General features: G+C 68.2%; 21 protein-coding genes and 1 pseudogene. 8 read left to right on the top strand and 14 right to left on the bottom strand.

Features of this window, described 5'->3' with window-relative positions; translation table 11 throughout:
• Positions 1-10: 10 nt before the first annotated feature.
• Genes EL337_RS03125 through EL337_RS03110 form a run of 4 tightly spaced genes read right to left on the bottom strand, consistent with a single transcriptional unit; the run spans position 11 to position 3,042 of the window.
• Complete coding sequence (locus EL337_RS03125; protein WP_048632352.1) at positions 11-1,540, bottom strand: aldehyde dehydrogenase family protein; 1,530 nt, start codon at positions 1,538-1,540, stop codon at positions 11-13.
• Positions 1,541-1,550: 10 nt separating this feature from the next.
• Positions 1,551-2,087, bottom strand: a complete 537-nt coding sequence (locus EL337_RS03120; RefSeq protein ID WP_232786787.1) for a PA-phosphatase — start codon at positions 2,085-2,087, stop codon at positions 1,551-1,553.
• A gap of 35 nt (positions 2,088-2,122) precedes the next feature.
• The gene (locus tag EL337_RS03115; RefSeq protein WP_048632354.1) at positions 2,123-2,635 is read right to left on the bottom strand and encodes a mycothiol transferase; all 513 of its coding nucleotides are present in this window, start codon (positions 2,633-2,635) and stop codon (positions 2,123-2,125) included.
• 17 nt (positions 2,636-2,652) lie between these two features.
• A complete protein-coding gene (locus EL337_RS03110) occupies positions 2,653-3,042 on the bottom strand; it encodes a VOC family protein (RefSeq protein WP_048632418.1) in 390 nt (129 codons plus the stop codon).
• 22 nt (positions 3,043-3,064) lie between these two features.
• Here EL337_RS03110 and EL337_RS03105 point away from each other — a divergent pair, with 22 nt between their 5' ends.
• Together EL337_RS03105 and EL337_RS03100 are read left to right on the top strand one after the other, a co-directional pair.
• Positions 3,065-4,789: an N-acyl-D-amino-acid deacylase family protein gene (locus EL337_RS03105; RefSeq protein WP_048632355.1), complete on the top strand. Its 1,725-nt coding sequence runs from the start codon at positions 3,065-3,067 to the stop codon at positions 4,787-4,789.
• Positions 4,786-5,340, top strand: coding sequence for a carboxymuconolactone decarboxylase family protein (locus EL337_RS03100; protein WP_048632356.1), 555 nt, complete (start codon positions 4,786-4,788; stop codon positions 5,338-5,340). Before EL337_RS03105 ends, EL337_RS03100 begins: the two co-directional genes overlap by 4 nt.
• Here EL337_RS03100 and EL337_RS03095 read toward each other — a convergent pair.
• Positions 5,329-6,138: an SDR family NAD(P)-dependent oxidoreductase gene (locus EL337_RS03095; RefSeq protein ID WP_048632357.1), complete on the bottom strand. Its 810-nt coding sequence runs from the start codon at positions 6,136-6,138 to the stop codon at positions 5,329-5,331. The genes EL337_RS03100 and EL337_RS03095 overlap by 12 nt on opposite strands.
• Before the next feature lie 56 nt (positions 6,139-6,194).
• Between EL337_RS03095 and EL337_RS03090 the strand changes: the two genes are divergently transcribed.
• A complete protein-coding gene (locus EL337_RS03090) occupies positions 6,195-6,566 on the top strand; it encodes a hypothetical protein (RefSeq protein WP_048632419.1) in 372 nt (123 codons plus the stop codon).
• Here the strand turns inward: EL337_RS03090 and EL337_RS03085 are convergent.
• A complete protein-coding gene (locus tag EL337_RS03085) occupies positions 6,556-7,560 on the bottom strand; it encodes a zinc-binding alcohol dehydrogenase family protein (RefSeq protein ID WP_048632358.1) in 1,005 nt (334 codons plus the stop codon). The genes EL337_RS03090 and EL337_RS03085 overlap by 11 nt on opposite strands.
• Before the next feature lie 102 nt (positions 7,561-7,662).
• Here EL337_RS03085 and EL337_RS03080 point away from each other — a divergent pair, with 102 nt between their 5' ends.
• The gene (locus tag EL337_RS03080; RefSeq protein WP_048632359.1) at positions 7,663-8,982 is read left to right on the top strand and encodes an MFS transporter; all 1,320 of its coding nucleotides are present in this window, start codon (positions 7,663-7,665) and stop codon (positions 8,980-8,982) included.
• 42 nt (positions 8,983-9,024) lie between these two features.
• Here the strand turns inward: EL337_RS03080 and EL337_RS03075 are convergent, their stop codons facing one another.
• The 4 genes and pseudogenes from EL337_RS03075 to EL337_RS03055 all read right to left on the bottom strand — a co-directional run bounded on the left by EL337_RS03075 (position 9,025) and on the right by EL337_RS03055 (position 13,717).
• A complete protein-coding gene (locus EL337_RS03075; protein ID WP_235666610.1) occupies positions 9,025-10,284 on the bottom strand; it encodes an IS30 family transposase in 1,260 nt (419 codons plus the stop codon).
• 15 nt (positions 10,285-10,299) lie between these two features.
• Positions 10,300-11,176: pseudogene (locus EL337_RS03070) on the bottom strand (endonuclease domain-containing protein).
• 139 nt (positions 11,177-11,315) lie between these two features.
• On the bottom strand, positions 11,316-12,941 hold the full coding sequence (gene groL / locus EL337_RS03065; protein WP_048633140.1) for a chaperonin GroEL: 1,626 nt from the start codon (positions 12,939-12,941) through the stop codon (positions 11,316-11,318).
• A 200-nt stretch (positions 12,942-13,141) separates the two neighbouring features.
• A complete protein-coding gene (locus EL337_RS03055; protein ID WP_048633177.1) occupies positions 13,142-13,717 on the bottom strand; it encodes a TetR/AcrR family transcriptional regulator in 576 nt (191 codons plus the stop codon).
• Positions 13,718-13,823: 106 nt separating this feature from the next.
• Between EL337_RS03055 and EL337_RS03050 the strand changes: the two genes are divergently transcribed.
• The 4 genes from EL337_RS03050 (at position 13,824) to EL337_RS03035 (ending at position 18,245) form a co-directional block, all read left to right on the top strand.
• Positions 13,824-14,735 carry an SDR family NAD(P)-dependent oxidoreductase gene (locus EL337_RS03050; protein WP_048633176.1) on the top strand — a complete coding sequence of 304 codons (912 nt, stop codon included), beginning with the start codon at positions 13,824-13,826 and terminating at the stop codon, positions 14,733-14,735.
• Positions 14,736-14,753: 18 nt separating this feature from the next.
• Positions 14,754-15,251 (top strand): cupin domain-containing protein, encoded by a 498-nt coding sequence (locus tag EL337_RS03045; RefSeq protein ID WP_048633139.1) that lies wholly within the window; start codon positions 14,754-14,756, stop codon positions 15,249-15,251.
• Between the two features lie 116 nt (positions 15,252-15,367).
• On the top strand, positions 15,368-17,068 hold the full coding sequence (locus EL337_RS03040) for a DEAD/DEAH box helicase (RefSeq protein WP_048633138.1): 1,701 nt from the start codon (positions 15,368-15,370) through the stop codon (positions 17,066-17,068).
• 76 nt (positions 17,069-17,144) lie between these two features.
• Complete coding sequence (locus EL337_RS03035; protein ID WP_083443118.1) at positions 17,145-18,245, top strand: helix-turn-helix transcriptional regulator; 1,101 nt, start codon at positions 17,145-17,147, stop codon at positions 18,243-18,245.
• Here the strand turns inward: EL337_RS03035 and EL337_RS03030 are convergent.
• From EL337_RS03030 to EL337_RS03015, 4 genes are read right to left on the bottom strand one after another with little or no spacing between them, the layout of a single operon-like run.
• Complete coding sequence (locus EL337_RS03030; RefSeq protein WP_048633137.1) at positions 18,235-19,611, bottom strand: FAD-dependent oxidoreductase; 1,377 nt, start codon at positions 19,609-19,611, stop codon at positions 18,235-18,237. The two genes, EL337_RS03035 and EL337_RS03030, sit on opposite strands and share 11 nt — an antisense overlap.
• A gap of 54 nt (positions 19,612-19,665) precedes the next feature.
• Positions 19,666-20,136, bottom strand: a complete 471-nt coding sequence (locus tag EL337_RS03025) for an SRPBCC family protein (RefSeq protein ID WP_048633136.1) — start codon at positions 20,134-20,136, stop codon at positions 19,666-19,668.
• Positions 20,137-20,166: 30 nt separating this feature from the next.
• Complete coding sequence (locus EL337_RS03020; RefSeq protein ID WP_048633135.1) at positions 20,167-21,129, bottom strand: TIGR03621 family F420-dependent LLM class oxidoreductase; 963 nt, start codon at positions 21,127-21,129, stop codon at positions 20,167-20,169.
• Positions 21,130-21,139: 10 nt separating this feature from the next.
• A complete protein-coding gene (locus tag EL337_RS03015) occupies positions 21,140-21,955 on the bottom strand; it encodes an HAD-IIA family hydrolase (protein WP_048633134.1) in 816 nt (271 codons plus the stop codon).
• Between the last annotated feature and the right edge of the window lie 39 nt (positions 21,956-21,994).

Genomic DNA, 21,994 nt, shown 5'->3' with positions numbered 1-21,994 from the left:
GGCAGGTGGATTATCTGGCCGCGCGCTTGGGCCCGATCAGTGCGAGCTTGGTCATCAGGGTGTTCATCCGCTTCAGCGCCTTGGGCGAGTTGTTGTAGTAGTTGCCGCCCGCACCGACTGCGGTGCGCGGCGCCACCACCGCCTCCTGACGACAGAACTTGCGCAGGCCCTCGGCACCACCGAAGCGCGCACCCATCCCCGAGGTCTTCCATCCGCCCATCGGCGCGGTGGTGCACATCAGGTTGGAGATCACGTCGTTGATGTTGACGGCGCCGCAATCCAACTGCACGGCAACGGCTTCGGCACGCGCAACGTCTGCGGAGAACACCGCGGCGGACAGGCCGTAGGGGCTGTCGTTGGCCAGCCGGATCGCCTCGTCGACGCTTGCCACCTTCATGATCGGCAGTGTGGGTCCGAACGTCTCCTCGGTCATGCACGCCATCGAGTGGTCGACGTCGACGAGCACCGTCGGCAGGTAGAAGCTGCCCGGGCCGGGGGCGCGCCTGCCGCCGGTCGCCGCCGTCGCGCCCTTGGCCAGAGCATCGGCGACATGGCGCTCGGTCACCGCGAGTTGGCTCTCGTCGATCATCGCGCCGAAGTCGTGCCCGTCGCCCGCCCCCATCGAGAGCTTCTCGACGTCGCGGACCACCGCGGCGACGAATTGGTCGTACACCGCGGCCAGCACATAGACCCGCTCCACCGACACACACGTCTGTCCCGCGTTGAACATCGCGCCCCACACGGCGGCGTGGGCGGCCAGCTCGATGTCGGCATCGTCGAGCACGAGCATCGGGTCCTTGCCGCCGAGCTCGAGGCTCACCGGGGTGAGCCGGCGGGCAGCGCGTTCCATCACCTTGGCGCCGGTCGCGGACGATCCGGTGAACTGGATGTAGTCGGAGTTGTCGACCACGGCCTCGACGGCAGCCCGGCCGCCCTGGACGATCGCCATCACATCGGGTGCACCCGAGTCGATCCAGCCGCGCAGCAGCAGCTCGGCGGTCAGCGGGGTGCGCTCGGAGGGCTTGAGCAGCACGGAGCAGCCGGCGGCGAGTGCGCCGACGGTGTCCATCAGCAGGTTGGCCACGGGGTAGTTCCACGGCGCGATGACACCAACGACGGGGCGCGGCCGATAGTGCACGGTGATCTTCTTGATGGCCAGGAACGGCAGCGACGCCGGCCGGGACTCCGGCGCCAGCGCCTTCTCCATGGTCTTGATGTAGTACGAGATCACCATGATGATCAGCGGCACTTCCTGGGCGGCGTCCACCGCGGACTTGCCGGTCTCCTTGATCAGCAGGCTCTCGATCTCCTCGCGGTGCTCGCCGAGCCACACCGCGTAGCGGGCCAGCACCTTCGCGCGGCTCTTCGGCCCGCGTGCCGCCCATTCCTGCTGGGCGCTGCGCAGACCGGCCACCATGCGGGGAACGTCGGCCGGATCGGTCCAGCGCACTTCGCCGACGACACTGTCGGTGGCCGGGCTCTTGATGGTGCCGGTGCCGGTGAACGGCTCGGGCAGGTGCACGTCGGACGTCGCAGTCATGACCCCAATGCTAACCAGGGCTGTGATCCACGTCGCCCTCGGGTTGACACCTGTCAAGTTTGGCGGCGCGGACCGTGACGGCCACCAGCGCGGTCCCGAGGAACAGCGCACCGATCGTGTCGGTGAAGTAGTGATAGGAGACGGCCTGCCCGATGACGGCGAGCACCATGACCGCCACCGCCACGACGACCGTCCACATCGCCACCCCGACCAGCAGCACGGCGGTCGCGACGACCACCAGGGCAAGCGTCGTGTGCCCACTCGGGTAGGCGATTTCGCCCTCCTTGAGCCGGCCGAACATCCGCTTGGCCAGCCGTGCCGCCATCACCGCGACCACCGGTGTCACCGCGGCGACCGCGGCCAGCCGCCACCTGCGCTGCAGCAGGGCGACGATCACCACGATCGCCCACAGGGTGAGCACCACACGGCCGTCGGTGAACACCAGCAGCCTGCCGAGCTCGGGATACCGGCCGCCGAGCTGCTGGAACCAGTCGTCCAGCGGTGTCGACCCCTTGCCCACGGCCAGGCCGAGCACGATCAGGCCCACCAGGCCGCCGAGCGGCCACCACCGGATCAGCGTGCTCAGCGCACGAGCCCTCGGATGTAGGCCGCCTGGCCGAGGTGTTGCGCGGCGTCGTCGATGATGCTGACCAGACGTGCGCTCGCGGTCACCGGCGGCGTCCAGCGTTCGTCCACCACCCGGGCGAGGTCGTCGGCCGACACCGACGCCACGTACTCCAACGACACCTTGTGGACCGCGCGGTAGTAACCGGCGAGCAGGTCGGCGGGCGCCCGCACCTTGGCGACGTCGTCGGGGGTGTGGCCGTAACCGTGCTCGTCGCGCGGAAGGTCGAGGGCGAACCGGTCCACCCAGCCGTCACGGAACCACACCTGCTCGATACCGGCGAGGTCGCACAACTGCGCGTCCTGCATGCGGGCCGTGTGCCAGATCAGCCACGTGATCGTGTTGGCCTCCGGGGCCGGCCGGTAGTAGGCGACCTCGTCGGTCAGGCCATCGGTCAGGTCGTCGGCATGTTCGGACAGACGGGTGAAGGAGTCTCGGAGAATCTCCTGTGCAGCAGCGATATCGGCCATGTCCGCCAAGCTACGCGCTAGTCCTGCGGGCCGCCGCCGTGGAACACCGCCTCCACATTGTTGCCGTCCGGGTCGCGGACGAAGGCACCGTAATAGCCGGGGTGGTACTCCGGCCAGAGCCGCGGCGCGTGCAGCGACTCGGCGCCCAGCTGCAGCGCCGCGTCGTAGAACGCCCGCACGGCGTCGGCGTCGGCGGCCTGGAACGCGACATGGATCTCGCGGTTGGGACCCGCCGCGTCACCGGTGCTCATGTCGGCGATCCAGAAGTCGGGTTTGCCCTCGACGCCGTATCCGACCGCGACCTGAAAGTCCATCTGCCGGGTGTACCCGAGGACGCCGAGAACCTTGTCGTAGAAGGCCTTCGACTTCTCCCAATCCGCACAGTTGATTCCGAAGTGGTCGATCATGGGCTCACCGTACATTCGAGGCATGACATATGACCTTCTGATTCGCGGGGGAACCATCGTCGACGGTCTCGGCGGTGAGCCCTATACCGGTGATGTCGCCGTCCGCGACGGAGTCATCTGCGCCGTCGGTTCCGTCGACGGGCAGGGTGACCGCGAGATCGACGCGACCGGCCTGCTCGTCACGCCGGGTTTCGTGGACCTGCACACCCACTACGACGGACAGGCCATCTGGTCAGACCGGCTGAACCCGTCCTCCGCGCACGGGGTCACCACCGCCGTGATGGGCAACTGCGGCGTCGGATTCGCACCGTGCCGGCCCGAGGACCACGACGTCCTCGTCGACGTCATGGCAGGCGTCGAGGACATCCCCGGGGTCGTGATGGTGGACGGACTGCCGTGGCAGTGGGAGACGTTCCCGGAGTTCCTCGACGCCGTTGCCGCGCGCCGGCGCGATATCGACGTGGCCGCGTTCCTGCCGCATTCACCGCTGCGGGTGTACGTGATGGGCAAACGGGGTGTCGACCGCGAGCTCGCGACCACCGAAGACCTCGCGATGATGCGCAAGGTCGCTGCCGAGGCCGTGCACGCCGGTGCGCTCGGTTTCGCGTCGTCGCGGTTGACCCTACACAAAACCTCTGGCGGACAACCCATTCCGAGCTACGAGGCGGAGTACGCGGAGATCGAGGCCATCGCCCGCGGCGTCGACGATGCCGGCGGCGGTCTGCTGCAATTCGTGCCCGACCTGATGGCCGGCGACTACGAGGGAGCGCTCAGCGCGGTTTTCGACGTCGCTTCCGAGGTGGGCTTGCCCGTGACGTTCACACTCGCGATCGGCAACGCCGGCCCGCCGATCCACCTCGACGCATTGCGCATGGTGGAGAAGGCCAACGCCAACGGCGGCGATGTCACCGGCCAGATCTTCCCGCGCCCCATCGGCCTGGTTCTCGGCCTGGACCTGTCCGGCAACCCGTTCGTGATGTACCCCTCCTACCGGGAGATCGCCGACCTGCCCCTTGCCGAACGCGTCGCCGAGATGCGCAAAGCGGAAGTGCGGGAACGCATCCTCAACGACAAGCCGGCATCCGACGGGCACCCGCTGATGTTCGCCGCGCAGGCCTGGGACTACATGTTCCCCCTCGCCGACCCGCCCGATTATGAACCTGCACAGTCGGATTCGATCGGCGCGCGGGCCAAGGCGCGCGGGGTCAGCCCGCTGGAGGAGGCCTACGACCGGCTGCTCGACGACGACGGCCACGCGATGCTGCTGGTCACGTTGGCCAACTTCCGGGACGGCTCGCTGGACACCGTGGCCGAGTTGATCCGGCGCGACGACGTCGTGCTGGGGCTCGGCGACGGGGGCGCGCACTACGGGATGATCTGTGACGCATCCTTTCCTACCTACATGCTGACGCACTGGGTACGGGACCGGCCGTCCGGCCGGCTCGAGGTCGCCGAGGTGGTCCGTGAGCTGACGTCGGTGCCGGCGCGGGTGGCCGGCCTGCAGGACCGCGGCCGGATTGCGGCGGGCTACAAGGCCGATCTGAACGTCATCGACGCGGCCGCGCTGCGCCTGCACCGGCCGGTCGTCGTCAGCGACCTGCCCGCGGGTGGGCGCCGATTGGATCAGGCCGCCGACGGCTACGTCGCGACCATCGTGTCCGGCGAGGTGATCGCCGAAAACGGCGCGCCCACCGATGCGCGCCCGGGCACCCTGATCAGGGGGCGCAGGCCCGCACCGACCGCATGAGCAGGGTCGCGCCGCTGGCTCCGCCGTGGAGCGAGCAGGACGCCGCCGGGATCAACAGCTGGGGTCACCCCGACCGGACGTACGAACCTCTGCTGCTGGTGCGCTGCCTGCAGCGACACCCCGCGTTGGCCGCCAAGCTGCGCACGCTCGGCGAGGCGCTCTATGTCGACACGACACTGCCGCCGCGGGTGCGCACGATCGCCATCCTGCGGATCTGCGCGCTGGTCGGCTGCGCCTACGAGTGGGGCGGCCAGGCAGCGTTCTGGGGGCCCATCGCCGGAGTCTCGGACGCCGAATGCGACGCGCTGGTCACCCGCGCCGGCGCGGACTGGTCAGACGACGAGTGGGTGCTGATCGACGCCGTCGACGAACTCGAACACACCGGTTCGTGGTCGACGGAAACCTGGAATGCTCTGGGGCGCAACCTTTCCGACGAGCAGCGCATGGAGCTGCTGATCGCCGTGGGCTGGTACCGGACCATCTGCACGCTATGCAACGGCCTGGATCTGCCGGTCGAGGGCTGGATGCGCCCCTGGCCGCTACTTCCGTAGCGCCGGATGCTGGCTCTTGAGGAGCGGCAACAGAAGTCGACGCGGCAGGAACTCGAAGATCCGGGCGGGGATCGCGTTCTGCACGCCCGGGATCACGCTGCCGCGGTCGTCGGCCAGCGCGTCGATACCCGCCTTGGCGACGTCCCGCGACTTCAGCCACATGAACTTCGGGAACGCGTCGGCGAACGTGCGCTCGTCCATTCCCGCGACCTCGAGGAACTCGGTACGCACCGGACCTGGGTGCAGCGCGGCGACGGTGACCCCGGTGCCGGCGAGCTCGCCGCGCAGGCCGTCGGTGTAGGACCGGACGAACGCCTTCGTCGCCGCGTACCCGGACTGCCCGGGGAACGGCTGGAATCCCGCGGTCGATCCCACGTTGAGGATGGCGCCGCGTCCCCGCGGCACCATCTGCGCGACGGCACGGGTGGACAGGTCGATGACGGCCTCCACATTGACCCGGACCTGCTGGATCTCGGCCTCGGGCGTCGAGTCCACCACGGGCCCGACGGTCCCGAGGCCGGCGTTGTTGACCAGGATGTCCACGGTCAGGCCTCGGCGCTGCACCTCGGCCAACAGATCGGCACGCGCGGCAGGATCGGCGACGTCGCAGGCGATGACCTCGACGCGAACGGGTCCGGAGAGTTCGTCGGCCAGCTCACGCAGCCTGTCCTCCCGGCGGGCCACCAGCGTGACGCCCTGGCCGCGGGCGGCGAGTTCGCGCGCCAGGTCGGCACCGATGCCCGACGAGGCCCCGGTGACGACGGCAGTGGTGGTCGGTGACGGCGTAGGAAGCGGCATGCCTTCGGAAACTACGCGTGCTGCCGTCGTTGTTCCCGAGCGCCTACTCTCAGCCCATGAGCGTCAAGGTGGATCTGGACACGCTGGCCGACACACTCGGCGACTTCTCGTTCGCCTACCTGGTGACGGTGGGTGACGACTATCGCGCGCACACCGTGGCGGTGGACCCGGTGCTCACCGACGGTGTGCTGCAGATCGACTCGGTCGGCAACAGCACCCGCCGCAACTCCTCGGCGCATCCACAGGTCACGCTCGTCTGGCCGCCCCGGGAAGCGGGCGGTTACTCGCTGATCGTGGACGGCGCGGCGTCGGTGGCCGGTGACGGTCTGGCCGTCCGGCCCACCGGGGCGGTGCTGCACCGCCCCGCCGTTGCAGGCACGCCGACCGCGTCGGGCTGCGGCGACGACTGCGTCCCGCTCAACGGCTGACGACCACCTTGCCGGACATCCGCCCGGACTCCACGTCGCGGGTGGCCTCCCGCAGACCCGCCGCCGAGAAGTCCTCGATGATCCTGGTGACCGTGGTGCGCACCGTGCCGGCGTCGACCATCTCGGCCGTCGCGGCCAGCAGACGCTGCTGCTCGATCATGTCGGGCGTGCTGAACATCGACCGGGTGAACATCAGTTCCCAATGCCACGCAATGCTTTTCGCCTTCAGGACGCTGAGCTCCAGCCCTTCCGGCTCGTCGATCGCGGTGATGTGACCGAACGGCTTGACGATGGCAGCGTAGTCATCGATGTTGCCCGCCGAGTGCGGCGAGAACAGATAGTCGACGCCGCCGGGCACGGCGGCCAGCGTCTCCTCCTGCAGATGGTGATGGTCGACCACCAGATCGGCGCCCATGCTCGTCGCCCACGCACGCGACTCGTCGCGACTGGCGGTCGCGATCACCCGGACCCTGGTCAATGCCTTCGCGAGCTGGATCATGATGGAGCCCACACCGCCCGCCGCGCCCAGCACCAGCAGGTCGCCTGTCGACTCGCGGGTCAGGCCGAACCGGTCGAACAGCGACTCCCAGGCGGTGATGGTCGTCAGCGGCAGCGCGGCGGCCTCGCCGAACGACAGTGACGCGGGCTTGCGCGACACGATGCGTTCGTCCACGGCCTGGAACTGCGCGTAGCTGCCCGGCCGGGTGATGTCGCCCGCGTACCAGACCTCGTCGCCGGTGCTCAGCGTGCTCACCTCGGGCCCGACCGCCTCGATCACGCCGGCGGCGTCGAAGCCGAGGATCACCGGCTCGGCCGACGGCGCCAGCCCGGCCCTGACCTTGAGGTCGACCGGGTTAACCGACACGGCCTGCACCCGCACCAGCACGTCACGCGGTCGCAGCTCGGGGACGTCGGTGGTCACGTCGCGCAGGCCTTCATCCAGGGATTCGGCGGCGAATGCGCCGACGGCCGTCATCGTCTCAGCGGTGGTCATGCCCACAGTGAACTCCCCCGACCGCCCGTTTCATCCGGCTGTTGGGATCATCACGCGCAAAACCCTGGTCTGGCGGCGCACATCTTGCGGTGATGGATCCTCGTGACCGTGACCAATGCGCCCGGCGAGGCGAGCGACCAGCAGACCGTGACGCCGCAGGCCAGGACAGCCCTGTGGGCGAGCCTGGTCGGCACCACGATCGAGTGGTACGACTTCTTCCTCTACGCCACCGCCGCGAGCCTGGTGTTCAACCAGGCCTTCTTCCCCGATCAGACGACGTTCGTCGGCACCATGCTGTCCTTCGCGACGTTCGCGGTCGGGTTCGTCGTACGTCCGATCGGCGGTTTCGTATTCGGTCACGTCGGCGATCGCATCGGCCGCAAGAAGACCCTGGCGCTGACGATGCTGCTGATGGGCGTCGCGACCGCCCTGATGGGGGTGCTCCCCACGGCCGCCCAGATCGGGGTGCTCGCCCCGATCCTGTTGCTGCTCTTACGCATCGTGCAGGGCTTCGCCCTCGGCGGCGAGTGGGCCGGGGCGGTGCTGCTGGCCGTCGAGCACGGTCCGCCTCGCCGGCGCGGACTGTTCGGCAGCGTTCCGCAGATCGGCTTGGCTCTCGGACTTGCCTTGGGCACAGGGGTTTTCGCGCTGCTGCAGATCGCGCTGCCCGACGATGCGTTCCTCGCCTACGGGTGGCGGATCGCGTTCCTGCTCAGCATCGTGCTGGTGATCTTCGGCGTGGTGGTGCGGCTGAAGGCCAGCGAGACCCCCGCCTTCGAGAAGGTGCGCGACAGCGACGACCGCGCCGCCGTGCCGCTGAAGGAGGTGTTCCGGCCACCCGTCCTCAAGTCGACAGTGCTGGGCATGTTGTCGCGGTGGGGCGAGGGCGCGGCGTTCAACACCTGGGGTGTGTTCGCGATCGCCTACGCCACCGGCACGCTCAAGCTGGAGAAGGTCCCGGTTCTGCTCACGGTCACGGGGGCGGCGCTGCTGATGGCTGTGCTGCTTCCCGTCTCCGGCCTACTCGCCGACCGCTATGGCCCCAAACGGATCTACCTCGTCGGGATCGCCGCCTATGCCGTCGCCGTCTACCCGGTGTTCGCGTTGTTCGGCACCAGGAACATCGGGTGGTACGCGGTAGGGATGGTGGTGGTGTTCGGCGTCGTCCATGCGCTGTTCTACGGCGCACAGGGCACGCTGTACGCCTCGCTGTTCCCCGCCCGTATCCGCTACACGGGACTGTCGACGGTCTATCAGCTGTCCGGTGTCTACGCGTCGGGCCTGACACCGCTGATTCTGACAGCGCTGATCGGCGCGGCCGGCGGAGCGCCGTGGCTGGCATGCGGATATCTGGTGGCGACGGCCGTGATCAGCCTGGTGGCGACGTCGGCACTGAAGCCGGCGCCTCTGCACACGCTGTAGCGCGCCGAGCGTGGGGGCTATGCACGGAAATCACCGGCGGGTTCAAGGGGTGGATGCAACAGCTGGCGGTTTTGAGAGTAGTTCGTTGAGGGCTTCGGCGGGTGTTCTCCAGTTCAGTGTCTGGCGGGGTCGGCCGTTGAGTTCGGCGGCGACGTTGTCAAGGATGCCGGGACCGTGCAGCGAGAGGTCGGTCCCCTTCGGAAAGTACTGACGCAGTAGCCCATTGGTGTTCTCGTTGGTGCCACGCTGCCAGGGTGAGTGCGGATCGCAGAAGTAGATGTCGAGATCGGCTGCGGCGGCGATGGCGATGTGGTTGGCCATTTCCTTGCCCTGATCCCAGGTCAGAGAACGCCGTAGGTGCTCTGGCAGCTCGGTCATCTTCTCCACGATGGCGTCTTGGACTGCGACCGCACCGTGGTTGTCGGGCAGATGAAGCAGCATGACGAACCGGGTGGCGCGCTCGACCAAGGTGCCGATCGCAGATCCGGATGTGGTGCTGCCGATGATCAGGTCACCCTCCCAGTGCCCGGGCACTGCACGGTCGGCGACCTCGGCCGGGCGTTCGCTGATGTTAACCATGCCCGGGATCCGACCGCGGCGGGTCTCGGGCTGGCGCCGAGGCCGGCGAATGGCCCGCTTGGTCCGCAAGCACTGGTGCAGCTCACGGCGCAGCGATCCGCGCCCTTGGACGTAGATGGACTGGTAGATGGCCTCGTGTGACACCCACATCTCCAGATCGTCGGGGAAGTCGCTGCGCAACCGGCGCGCGATCTGGCGCGGACTATGACGCAGCTTCAACCGAGTCTGCACCTCGTCGCGCAAGGTGTCATTGGCGGCGAGCTTTCCTCGCTTGGGGCGTCGCGCCCGCCTCGCCGCCGACCGCTCACCAGCCAATGCGTCATAGCGCACCGTCGAGGTGCTACCGCTCTGGCGCGCACCGAAAGCCTTCTTGCGGCGGTAACCCGACTTGCGTCCGTCGTAGCGGTTCTCGACGTTATTGTCGAGTTCACGCTTGATCGTCGACGCCGCACGCCCGAGTCGCGCTCCGATCGAGCGCAGTGACTCATCACGGCCCACACCGACCTGAATTTGGATGCGCTCTTCGAGGGTCAGTCGGGGCTTGGGCCCCTCTATCTTCACCTCGTACACACGTTGTTTCACACCACCAGCGTCGGTCAGCCACTTCCGTGCCGCCCCCAGCGACACACCGACGGCGAAGGCAGCCCCAGCCGGATTGAGCCCCAACCCAATCTGCGCCCAGAACGCTTTCACCGTCGCCGGCTGAATCGCATGGGACCCCATCGCAACACTCCTCAATCAAAGGGTGTTGCATCCATCCCTTGAACCCGCCCCGGAAATCTGTGCACAGGCCCCACGCTCGATCAGTTTCGAGCGAACACGCTCGACGATCATCTCTGGTCGACGCAGCATGTCGCTGCTCACGCGGATCACGGCCCAGTCCACTCCTTCCAGCAGCGCCAGGCGATCGATGTCCCAGGACCTCTGCCGGCGATCGTTCCAATGCTGGATGCCGTCGTATTCGACGGCGACTTTCCATTGTCGCCAGCCCATGTCGACTCGAATTCGAAGGTCGCGGAATTCGATCTGCGTCTCCGGCCGCGGCAGACCCCCGCGAACGAGGATCAGCCGAACCCTGGTCTCCTGCGGCGATTCCGCGCCACCGTCGACCAGGTCGAGCACTCCGCGCAGCCGCGCCACCCCCCCGAGTGCCGGGATGTGCAGCCGCAATTGCAGCGACGCTCGCCGGCGAGACGCGGGTGGCGTTCATCAGCGCGTCGATGATCGGTATCGCCTGTTCGGGGGATCGCGTGCGGCCGATGTCGAATGCGGTGCGGGCGGGCGTCGTCGCGTCGACGCCGCCGATCATGCACACCTCGTCGGGCACGAGGCTCCACGAGCGAGCGACGATCCCCGCTGCAGAATGCCGGTCGGCGCGAATGATCTCCGCCGGTGCGCCAGGGTCGATCCACTTGGTGCCGAACACCGCTGCGGCGGACAAGCCGCCGAGCGTCGCACCGGTGGCCAGCCAGGCGGCCTCGGCTCGGATACGTGCGGTGAGTTCCACGTCCCGCGGAACGTAGACGTCGCGATAGACAGCGGTGTGGTGACGAGCGAGTCCGCGCCGGGTGAGCCGTCCGCAGCCGACCGCCACGCTGCCGAGAAAGGGGTCCATGCGGCCACCGTCGGCACAAGGACCGACGAGAGTGGGCCTCGCGCACGCATTTCGGGCCGAAGCTGTGCACAGGCCCCACGTTGGGGACAACGAAAAGCCCCGGTGCGCCAAGCGCACCGGGGCTTCTTCGTCAAGGGACTTAGAAGTCCATACCGCCCATGCCACCGGTCGGGTCGCCCGCGGGTGCGGACGCCTTCTCCGGCTTGTCGGCGACGACGGCCTCGGTGGTGAGGAACAGAGCCGCGATGGACGCTGCGTTCTGCAGCGCCGAGCGGGTGACCTTCACCGGGTCGGCGACGCCGGCCTTGAGCAGGTCCTCGTACTCACCGGTCGCGGCGTTGAGGCCGTGACCCGCAGGCAGGTTGGACACCTTCTCGGCGACGACACCCGGCTCCAGGCCACCGTTGAAGGCGATCTGCTTGAGCGGGGCCGACAGCGCGACGCGGACGATGTTGGCGCCAGTGGCCTCGTCACCCGTCAGGCCGAGGTCGTCCAGCGACGGAGCCGACTGCAGCAGAGCCACGCCACCACCGGCGACGATGCCCTCCTCGACAGCTGCCTTCGCGTTGCGGACGGCATCTTCGATGCGGTGCTTGCGCTCCTTGAGCTCCACCTCGGTGGCAGCTCCGGCCTTGATGACTGCAACGCCACCGGCCAGCTTGGCCAGGCGCTCCTGCAGCTTCTCGCGGTCGTAGTCGGAGTCGCTGTTCTCGATCTCGGCACGGATCTGGGCCACGCGACCGGCGATGGCGTCGGAGTCTCCGGCGCCTTCGACGATGGTGGTCTCGTCCTTGGTGACGACGACCTTGCGGGCGGTGCCCAACAGCGCGACGTCGGCGGTCTCGAGAGACAGACCGACCTCTTCGCTGACGACCTGACCACCGGTGAGGATGGCCATGTCCTGCAGCATCGCCTTGCGGCGGTCACCGAAGCCCGGGGCCTTGACGGCGACGGACTTAAAGGTGCCGCGGATCTTGTTGACCACCAGGGTGGACAGGGCTTCGCCCTCGACGTCCTCGGCGATGATCAGCAGCGGCTTGCCGGCCTGGATGACCTTCTCCAGCAGGGGCAGCAGGTCCTTGACCGTCGAGACCTTCGACGAGACGAGCAGGATGTACGGATCCTCGAGGACCGCTTCCTGACGCTCGGCGTCGGTCACGAAGTAACCCGAGATGTAGCCCTTGTCGAAGCGCATACCCTCGGTGAGCTCCAGCTGCAGGCCGAAGGTGTTCGACTCCTCGACGGTGATGACACCCTCGTTGCCGACCTTGTCCATGGCCTCGGCGATGAGCTCGCCGATCTGGACGTCACCGGCGGAGATCGCGGCGGTGGCAGCGATCTGCTCCTTGGTCTCCACCTCCTTGGCGGACTTCAGCAGCGTCTGGGTGACGGCCTCGACAGCCTTCTCGATGCCGCGCTTCAGGCCGAGCGGGTTGGCGCCGGCTGCGACGTTGCGCAGACCTTCGCGAACCAGAGCCTGGGCGAGCACGGTGGCCGTGGTGGTGCCGTCGCCTGCGACGTCGTCAGTCTTCTTGGCGACTTCCTTGACCAGCTCTGCGCCGATCTTCTCGTACGGGTCCTCCAGCTCGATCTCCTTGGCGATGGACACGCCATCGTTGGTGATCGTGGGGGCGCCCCACTTCTTCTCCAGCACGACGTTGCGACCCTTGGGGCCCAACGTCACCTTTACGGCGTCTGCGAGGGCGTTGAGGCCCCGCTCGAGGCCGCGGCGGGCCTCTTCGTCATACGCAATTGTCTTGGCCATTGCGAAGTGTTTCCTCCGGATTGGGGATGCACGTCTTCTGGTCGGGTTCGATGCCCGCGACGGACGACTGGGGCTGTGCTCGCAGATGCGGCCCCGGCCTCACCGGCCCGACCTAGCACTCACTGGTCGCGAGTGCCAACTGCATTCTTAGCACTCGACCTGGGTGAGTGCAAGGTCGGATCGACCTGTCCCGGGCCGATTCACCGGCGCCGCAGACCGTCCTCGATCACCTTGGCCACCCGCTCGGAGACGTCATCGCCGTACAGCTGGGGCACCTTGCACACGACCAGCAGCGCCTTGATCTCGGCGACGCCGACGTCGGCGCGGACGGTGCCCGCCTCCTGCGCAGCGGTCAGCAGTTCGTCGAGCATCGCCAGGAACGCCGCTTCGGCACCTGGTGCCGCGGTCTCCAGATCGAGGCCGTAGCCGACGAGGGCGTCGACCAATCCGTGGTCCGTCGCCCCGGTACGGACGATCTCGCGCAGGAACGCGAAGAGTGCCTCACCAGGACCTTCGGACTGCAGCAGGGTGCGGGCGTGGTCGGAGATCCGGCGCAGCCGGTCGGCCACCACGGCGACGAACAGCGCCTCCTTCGTCGGGAAGTGCCGGTAGACCGTCCCCGCGCCCACGCCGGCCCGGCGCGCGATCTCGTCGATCGGGACCGCCAGCCCGTCGGCGGCGAACGTGTCGTAGGCCACCTGGAGCACGCGCGCCCGATTCCGCGCCGCGTCGGCGCGCAGTGCCCGGGGGCGCGGCGCGGGGACGAGCTCGGTCACGGTTTCCCTCCTGGCGAACACGAAACGGGGCGTGCGTTCCGTATAGTTGGCATCAACCGGGGCGTCTGCCCCGCTTCATCGAGTGTACGAGCCTGAGGAGACCGACATGAGTGACTGGACCACCGCCGACATCCCCGACCAGACGGGCCGCACCGCCGTCATCACGGGAGCCAACACCGGACTGGGCCTGGAGACCGCCAGGGCCCTGGCCGCCAAGGGTGCGCGTGTCGTGCTCGCCGTGCGCAACGCCGACAAGGGCGCGAAGGCCGCCGCGCAGATAGGCGCAGGAGTCGCCGGAAAAGTCGAGGTCCAGGAGCTGGACCTGACCTCGCTGGAGGCAATCCGCACGGCCGCCGAGGCACTGAAGAGCAGCCACGAGCGCATCGACCTGCTCATCAACAACGCCGGCGTGATGACCACGCCCAAGGGCACCACCAAGGACGGCTTCGAGCTCCAGTTCGGCACCAACCACCTTGGGCACTTCGCGTTCACCGGCCTGCTGCTGGAGAAGCTCCTCGACGTCGACGGTGCCCGCGTGGTGACCGTGAGCAGCAACGGACACAAGATGGGCGGCGCCATCCACTGGGACGACCTGCAGTGGGAGCGCAGCTACAACCGGATGGGCGCCTACACCCAGTCGAAGCTGGCCAATTTGCTGTTCACCTATGAGCTGCAGCGCCGCCTGGCCCCGCGCGGCAAGACGATCGCCGTCGCCGCCCACCCCGGCACGTCGACCACCGAGCTGGCGCGCAATCTGCCCAAGTCGGTCCAGGGCGCGTTCGGGGTCGTCGCCCCGCTCTTCGCGCAGAGCCCGGCCGCAGGCGCACTACCCACCTTGCGGGCCGCCACCGACCCCGGCGTGCTCGGCGGCCAGTACTACGGCCCGGACGGCATCGCCCAGCAGAAGGGCAGCCCCGTCGTCGTCGCCAGCAGCCCGCAGTCCTATGACCTGGCGCTGCAGCGCCGGCTGTGGGACGTCTCCGAAGAGTTGACGAAGGTGGTGTTCCCCGTCAGCTGAGGCGGGCAGGATGGGCGCGTGTCCCTGGTTGTGCCGCCCTATCCCCCGGCCCGCTACACCGCCGACGAACCCGAGGTGAGCGCCTGGCTCAAACGGGGGGACGAGCCGCCCGATTACGACGCGTTCGGCGTGGTCCAGTACCACTATCTGGCGAACCAGCAAGCCACCGGCGGCGACTACGGCCTGTACCGGGTGCAGATCGCGCCCCGCGGTGGCGGTCCGGGCCCGCATTTCCATCGGGGCATGTCGGAGGCGTTCTACGTGCTGTCGGGCACCATCTCGCTCTACAACGGCACCGAGTGGGCCGACGGGCATGCAGGAGACTTCCTCTACGTCCCACCCGGGGGCATCCACGGGTTCCGCAACGAGGCCGACGAGCCCGCCTCGATCCTGATGCTGTTCGCCCCCGGGGCCCCGCGGGAGCACTACTTCGAGGGATTGGCGCAGCTGGGCGAGCTCTCCGACGAGGAGCGCAACGAGTGGTTCGTCAAGAACGACAACCATTTCGTCGACTAGCCGGCCCTAGACACGCGCCCGGACACGCCGAGGAAATGCGATCGCGTAACCCGCTGCCCTAGACTGCATTCCGGTCACGCTGTCGGCGACGGCCATCTGTTTGGGAGGAGTCATGGGTGCGGGCTGACGCAGCGCCCAGCACCCAGGCGTTGCGGAGCTGGCAGCGGCGGGCGCTGGTGAAGTACCTGGCCGCCAAGCCCCGGGATTTCCTGGCCGTCGCCACACCGGGCGCCGGCAAGACCACCTTCGCTCTTCGTATCGTCGCCGAGCTGCTGGCCGAGGGCACCGTCGACGCGGTGACGATCGTCGTGCCCACCGAGCATCTGAAGGTCCAGTGGGCGCAGGCCGCGGCCCGGCAGGGCATCGCGCTCGACCCCAAGTTCTCCAACTCCAACGCCCAGACGTCCTCGGAGTACCACGGAGTGGTCGTCACCTATGCCCAGGTGGCCAGCCACCCGGCCCGGCACCGCGTGCGCACCGAGAATCGCAGGACGCTCGTCGTCTTCGACGAGATCCACCACGGCGGCGACGCGAAAAGCTGGGGCGACGCGATCCGGGAGGCGTTCGACGACGCGACGCGGCGGCTCGCCCTGACCGGGACGCCGTTCCGCAGCGACGACAGCGCGATCCCGTTCGTCAACTACGAAGAGGACGCCGCGGGATTCAAGACGTCGGTGGCCGACCACACCTACGGCTACAGCGACGCGCTCGCCGACGGTGTGGTGCGCCCGGTCATGTTCATGGCGTACTCCGGTGAGGCGCGCTGGCGCGACAGTGCCGGGGAGGAGCACGCCGCACGGCTCGGCGAACCGTTGACCGCCGAGCAGACCGCGCGGGCATGGAAGACGGCGCTGAACCCGGCAGGCCAGTGGATGCCCGCGGTCATCGCCGCCGCCGACACCCGGCTCGAAGGTCTGCGCAAGCATGTCCCCGATGCCGGCGGCATGATCATCGCCTCGGACCAGACCACCGCACGCGCCTACGCCGATCTGCTGCTGACGATCACGGGCGAGGTACCCACGGTCGTGTTGTCCGACGACAAGGGCGCCTCCGACCGGATCTCGCAGTTCTCCGCAAGCACATCCCGCTGGCTGGTCGCGGTGCGGATGGTCTCCGAGGGTGTCGACGTGCCGCGGCTGGCGGTCGGCGTCTACGCCACCAGCGCGTCCACTCCGCTGTTCTTCGCGCAGGCGATCGGCCGGTTCGTGCGCTCGCGCAGGCCCGGCGAGACCGCGAGCATCTTCCTGCCCTCGGTGCCGAACCTGCTGCTGCTGGCCAGCGAGATGGAAGCCCAGCGCAACCACATCCTCGGCAAGCCGCACCGGGAGACCGAGGAGGATCCGCTCGACGCCGAGCTGGCCGAGCAGAAGCGTGACGAGCCGGACGACGAGCAGAACAAGATCGAGTACCTGGGCGCCGACGCCGAGCTCGACCAGGTGATCTTCGACGGCTCGTCCTTCGGGACGGCGACACCGGCAGGCAGCGACGAGGAAGCCGACTACCTGGGCATCCCCGGCCTGCTCGATGCCGCGTCGATGCGAGATCTGTTGCGGCGCAGGCAGGATGCGCAGCTGCAGAAGCGCACCGACTCCGGCCTGCCCGCCCCGAAGACCACCCACTACCAGCTCCGGGAGCTGCGCAGCGAGCTCAACACGCTCGTGTCGGTGGCCCACCACCGCACCGGTCGCCCGCACGGCTGGATCCACAACGAGCTGCGCCGGCGCTGCGGCGGTCCGCCGATCGCCGCGGCCACCCGCGAGCAGCTGCAACAGCGCATCGACGCCGTCCGGGTGCTGCAGCGCGAGCTGACCGCCTGAGCGTCGGTCACTACTCCCGTTTCCCCCGCTCAGCGGGTTAATATTCACCCGGGGCACGCATTGCGTGGGGGTGGAAATGATCACGATCGAGCAATTCTCGCGAATAGTCACCGAGGTACACGCCGCAGCGCTGACGCCGCGGCGATGGGTGGACGCGCTGGAGTTGGCGCGTTCGTCGTTCGGCGGGACCGCCAGCGGTTTGATCAGCGGCAGCCAAGGCAACCGAGACGTGCGGCATTGCACGGTGTACGACGAGCCGGCCATGCGGGCGTATCAGGAGTACTACTGCCAGTTCGACTATGTCCTGGCCGCGGTCGACACCAGCGCGCTGGGCCTGGTGCACAGCGGGGAGTCCCTGGTCGCGCTCGAGCCGCGCTCGGAGTTCCACGCCGACTGGATGCGCCCTTACGAGATGGACGACGGCCTGTTCGTCCGTCTCACCTCTGGACCGATGCCGTGCTGCTTCCTGGTGGCGGCACCACGGCGCGGCGACGGTTTCGCCAGTGCCGACAACGTCAGGGCGTTCAATGCCCTGGTCCCCCACTTTCAGCAGGCGCTGCGCACCCACGACGCGCTCACCCAACTCCGCGACCAGGCGGACACGCGCGTGCACCCGGTGGAGACGATCGCAGCCGCAGCACTGCTCGTCGGTCCTGACGCCGCGGTGCTCCGGCACAATCGCGCGGCCGAAACGCTCGTCCGCGACGCCGCTGAGGTGGCCGTGCGTTCCGGCCGTCTCCGGTTATCGCTTGCCCCGGCCGACACCGAGTTCCGCCGCGCCGTCGCCTGCGCGACGGGTGCCCGCCGCACCGGAACACGCACCGGAGATTCACTGCTGGTGCCACGTGCAGGCGCGCGAAACCCGTTGGTTGTGCACATATCTCCCTTTGCCGACAACGGCAGTGACGACAGACCGGGTCGGGCGCTCGTCGTCATCGTGGACCCCGATAAACAACGACGGCCCCCGAAACATCTGTTGCGCAGCCTGTTCGGCCTCACCAGAGCCGAGATCGACGTGGCCTTACTCATCAGTGGAGGGTCCAGCCCGTCGGCCGTCGCCGATGAGTTGTCGCTGTCACTGGCCACGGTGAAGACGCACGTCCAGCACGTCTACGACAAGACCGACACGCACCGGCAGGCCGAGCTGGTGCGGCTGCTCCTGGCCATCACGCCGTAGAGGAGACCCTTGTCTGCGCCGACCTCTCGCGGTCACCGCGCTTACCCAGGACCCGATAGAGCATCGCGGGCCGGAGCAGGCGCGCGGGCGGCTCGAGCATCCCGGTGACCCGCTGGAATTCTTGGGCGACCCATGGATCGCTCTCGGCTGCAAGGAGAATCCGATCGATGAAGGCGTTGCTCACCTTCGTCGGCAATGTCCGCCGCCCCTCGACCTCGGGCAGCGCGAGGTCCGACCCGACCGCTGTGCGCCACGCCACCTGGATGCTCTTTGCGGCCTCGCGATGGTATCTGCGAGCCAATGCATCGGCCCCGCGGCGCAGGCAGGCATGTAGCGCTACCGCGTCGATAGCCGCCACCGTCATACCCTGCCCGTAAATCGGATTGAAGCTGCAGACGGCGTCCCCGGTGACCAGCAGCCGATCGGGAAAGCGAGCCATCTGGTCGTAGCGACGCCACCTGCTCGCCGGAAACCGGTGCAGCGCAATGTCAGCCAATGGCGTGCCGGTCCGTAACGCCTGGAATGCGTGTGCGGGCATCAGTCGTTCGGCGTGTTCCATGAGCTCCGCGACACTGGCGGGTGGTGGCACGTGTTTACCCAGCGTCCCCACGAGCACCACCCAGTCATCGTTCTCGCAGCGGGACATCGCGAACCCGTGAGATCGACCCGGCACGAACATGTCGATGAAGAGGTATTCGTGCAGCGACACGTCGGGAATACGCACCGGCATGCTCACATAGCTGACGTTCACTGTGAGCTGCTCTTCCCGTGGGCGCGGGTAGCCCATCTGCTCCAGGAGCGCCGGGGTTCGTGACCCGCGGCCGGTGGCGTCGACGACCAGATCGGCGGCCAGTGTGCGAGAGGCCTTATCCAGCTCGCGCGTGACCCGCACCCCGGTTACCACACCGGCGTGCTCTGTCAGCGAGTCGACGCCGTGACCGTCGACAATGGTGAGTGTCGAAAGTCCGCGGACGCGGCGACGCACATGGCTTTCGATGAACGGGCGGCTCGCGTAGAAGATCTTCAGTGCAGACGGGTCCTGGATCCGACCCGACTGGGTGATGAGGTGACCTCCGAACCGCGTGTAGAGGCGGGAAAGGTCACCGTCGCGCCATTCGTGCGCGCCGTCTCCGACCAGCTCGTCTCCGATACCAGGAAACAGTTCCTCCAGAATCTGACCGCACCGGGCCAGCACCACGTGAGGCTGCCTGCTCTGCGGCACCCCGCGCCGCGGAGCGGCGGTGTCGCCGAGGACATCGCGCTCGATCACCGTCACGCGGTCGTAGAAGTCCGTCAGCACTCTGGCGGCCAGCAGGCCCGCCATGCTGGCGCCGAGCACGACCGCGTGTCCCCCGATTCGCGTCATACATCCATGAAGCACCTGCCGGGGACGAAAAACCTCATCCGAACGGTTGAGATTTCAGCTCGTGGCCAGCTTCGCCAAGTTGGCCAGCGAGTTCTCGAGATGCACAACGGGGAACGGCGGGAACTGGATGTGCTCGCGCAGCTCCGCGGGCACGCCCGACCAGTCGTAGGTCAGTGTCACCGTGGTCTGCCGGGGGCCGGCCGCCTCGAGGTCGTAGCGCCATGTCCACCCGCCGTACACGACCTCGCCGCCGTCGCCGGCCTGGCCGGGCTCCCAGCCGATCGCACGGTCCTGGTCGTACGCGATGACCTTGTTGGCCATCTCGTAGTGCCCGTCCGGATGGTTGTCGTGGTACATCGCGATCCGGAACATCTGGCCGGTCTCGGTGAGGCGCTGCCCGTCAAGCGCGTCGCGCACCCAGCCGGTGCCGTCGATCGCGGCGTGGTTGGCGGGATCGGCGAGTACGGCAAACACATCGGAAGGCGGTGCGTCGACGGTCGTCCTCACAATCATCGTTTCGGTCATGGGGGGATAGACCCGGGACCGCAGCCAGACTCATCGGAGCAGCGCGATCACCTCGGTGATGTCGGGGAGCGCTGAGGACCGGCCGGGCAACTCGTCGAACACCGTCCAGTAGCTGATCCCGAACTCACGCTGACGGGCCACCAGCTGTTCGGCCATCTGCTCATGGCTGCCGATCAGGATGAACGGCGACGCCAGCAGCGCCTCGGGCGCAGCACCGAAGTCCGAGGCGAGTTCCTCGGCGGTCCGCCGACGGTCATCGCTCAGGACCACCGCCTGAATCAGCGCGTTGAGCTCGATCTCTGCGAAGCGGTCCCCCGCCGCCTCGCGGACGACGGCGATCCGGTCGGCCACGCCTGCGGCATCGAAATGACTCAACCGCACCTGGGTGGCGTCGTGATTGTGGGAGATTCCGGCCAGCCCGACGATATCGGCCATCCGTCCGGCAAGCTCGAGGACCCGGGTTCCGTTGCCGCCGATCAGTGTAGGAACCCGATGTGGCGGCGGCGCCAGCAGCTCGCCCGCCGCCGCGTGGATGCGGTAATGCTGTCCGTCGAGATCCACGGCGTCCCCGTCGATGAGCTTGCGGATGACGCCCACCGACTCGACGAGCCGCGACACCCGCATCCCGGCACGGTCGAACGCAATTCCGGCGGCGTCGTACTCGGATTTCATGTGCCCGGCGCCGATGCCCAGTTCGAAGCGGCCGTCGGAGACCGTCGCGACTCCTGCGGCCTCCCTCGCGGTATCGACGGGGTGCCGGAGGTCGTTGTTGAGGACCAGGGTCCCGACAACCAAACGCGATGTCACTGCCGCGGCTGCCGTCGCACCGCTGAACGGTGCGGTCACCGGCGCCAGATGGTCGGCGAAGGTCAGCACATCGACTCCCGCGGACTCGACCCGTTGTGCGAACGCCCGAGAGTCCGCGCCATTGCGCGGCAGAGCGGTGGTCAGGCCGAAGCGCAGGGGGCGTCTGCGATGCGCGTCCGTGGTCACGGACCCGACGCTACAACCCGAGCAGCTCCGGCAGGTCGGCCACCGAATCGATGACGTGGTTCGGCTGCATGGCGAATTCGTCTGCCGCCCAACGGTCCAGCGTGTCCTGGCGGAACTTGCCGGTGCGCACCAGCACCCCGGTCATGCCGACCACCTGCGCGGCGAGCACGTCGTTGTTGAGGTCGTCGCCGATCATGTACATCTCGTCGGGATCCACCCCCAGCCGGCTCGACGCGGACAGAAAGCCCTCCGGCGCGGGCTTGCCGACGGCAGTGGCCTTGCGGCCCGACGTCTGCTCCATCCCGATCAGATACATGCCCGTGTCCACCCGCAGGCCGTCGGTGGTGGTCCACGACGTGCTGCGGTGCATCGCCACCACCGGGACGCCTTGGGCCATCCAGTCGTAGACCCAGGACAGCGTGAGGTGGCTGTACTCGGGACCGGCGCCGCCCAGCAGCACCACATCGGGCGCCTCGGGTGCGCGGGGCCCGTCGAAGTCGCTCGAGTAGACGAGGTCGATGCCGGGCATGTCCTCGGCGATCTGTCCGCTGTTGACCAGGAAGCAGCGGGCATCCGGGTAGCGGTTGCGCACGTAGTCGGCGGTCAGGACCGCCGCGGTGATCACCTCGTCGGAGCGGACCGCCATGCCCGCCTCGGTCAACAGGTCGGCGATCTGCGCGCGGGTCCGGGTGGTCGTGTTGGTCAGGTAGGCGCAGGCGATCTGCTTGTCCGCCAACGCCGCCAGGGACTCCGCGGCACCGGGGATCGGCTTCCATGACGTGACCAGCACGCCATCGATGTCGAAGAGCACTCCACCGATAGCCATGGTGCGACAGTAAACGGCCGACGACCGCGCGCAACTCGG

Origin of the sequence: Mycolicibacterium aurum, assembly GCF_900637195.1 — a bacterium.
Lineage (GTDB): Bacteria > Actinomycetota > Actinomycetes > Mycobacteriales > Mycobacteriaceae > Mycobacterium > Mycobacterium aurum.
Note: the sequence above shows the minus strand (reverse complement) of the source record. Positions and strands in the feature narration are given on the sequence as shown.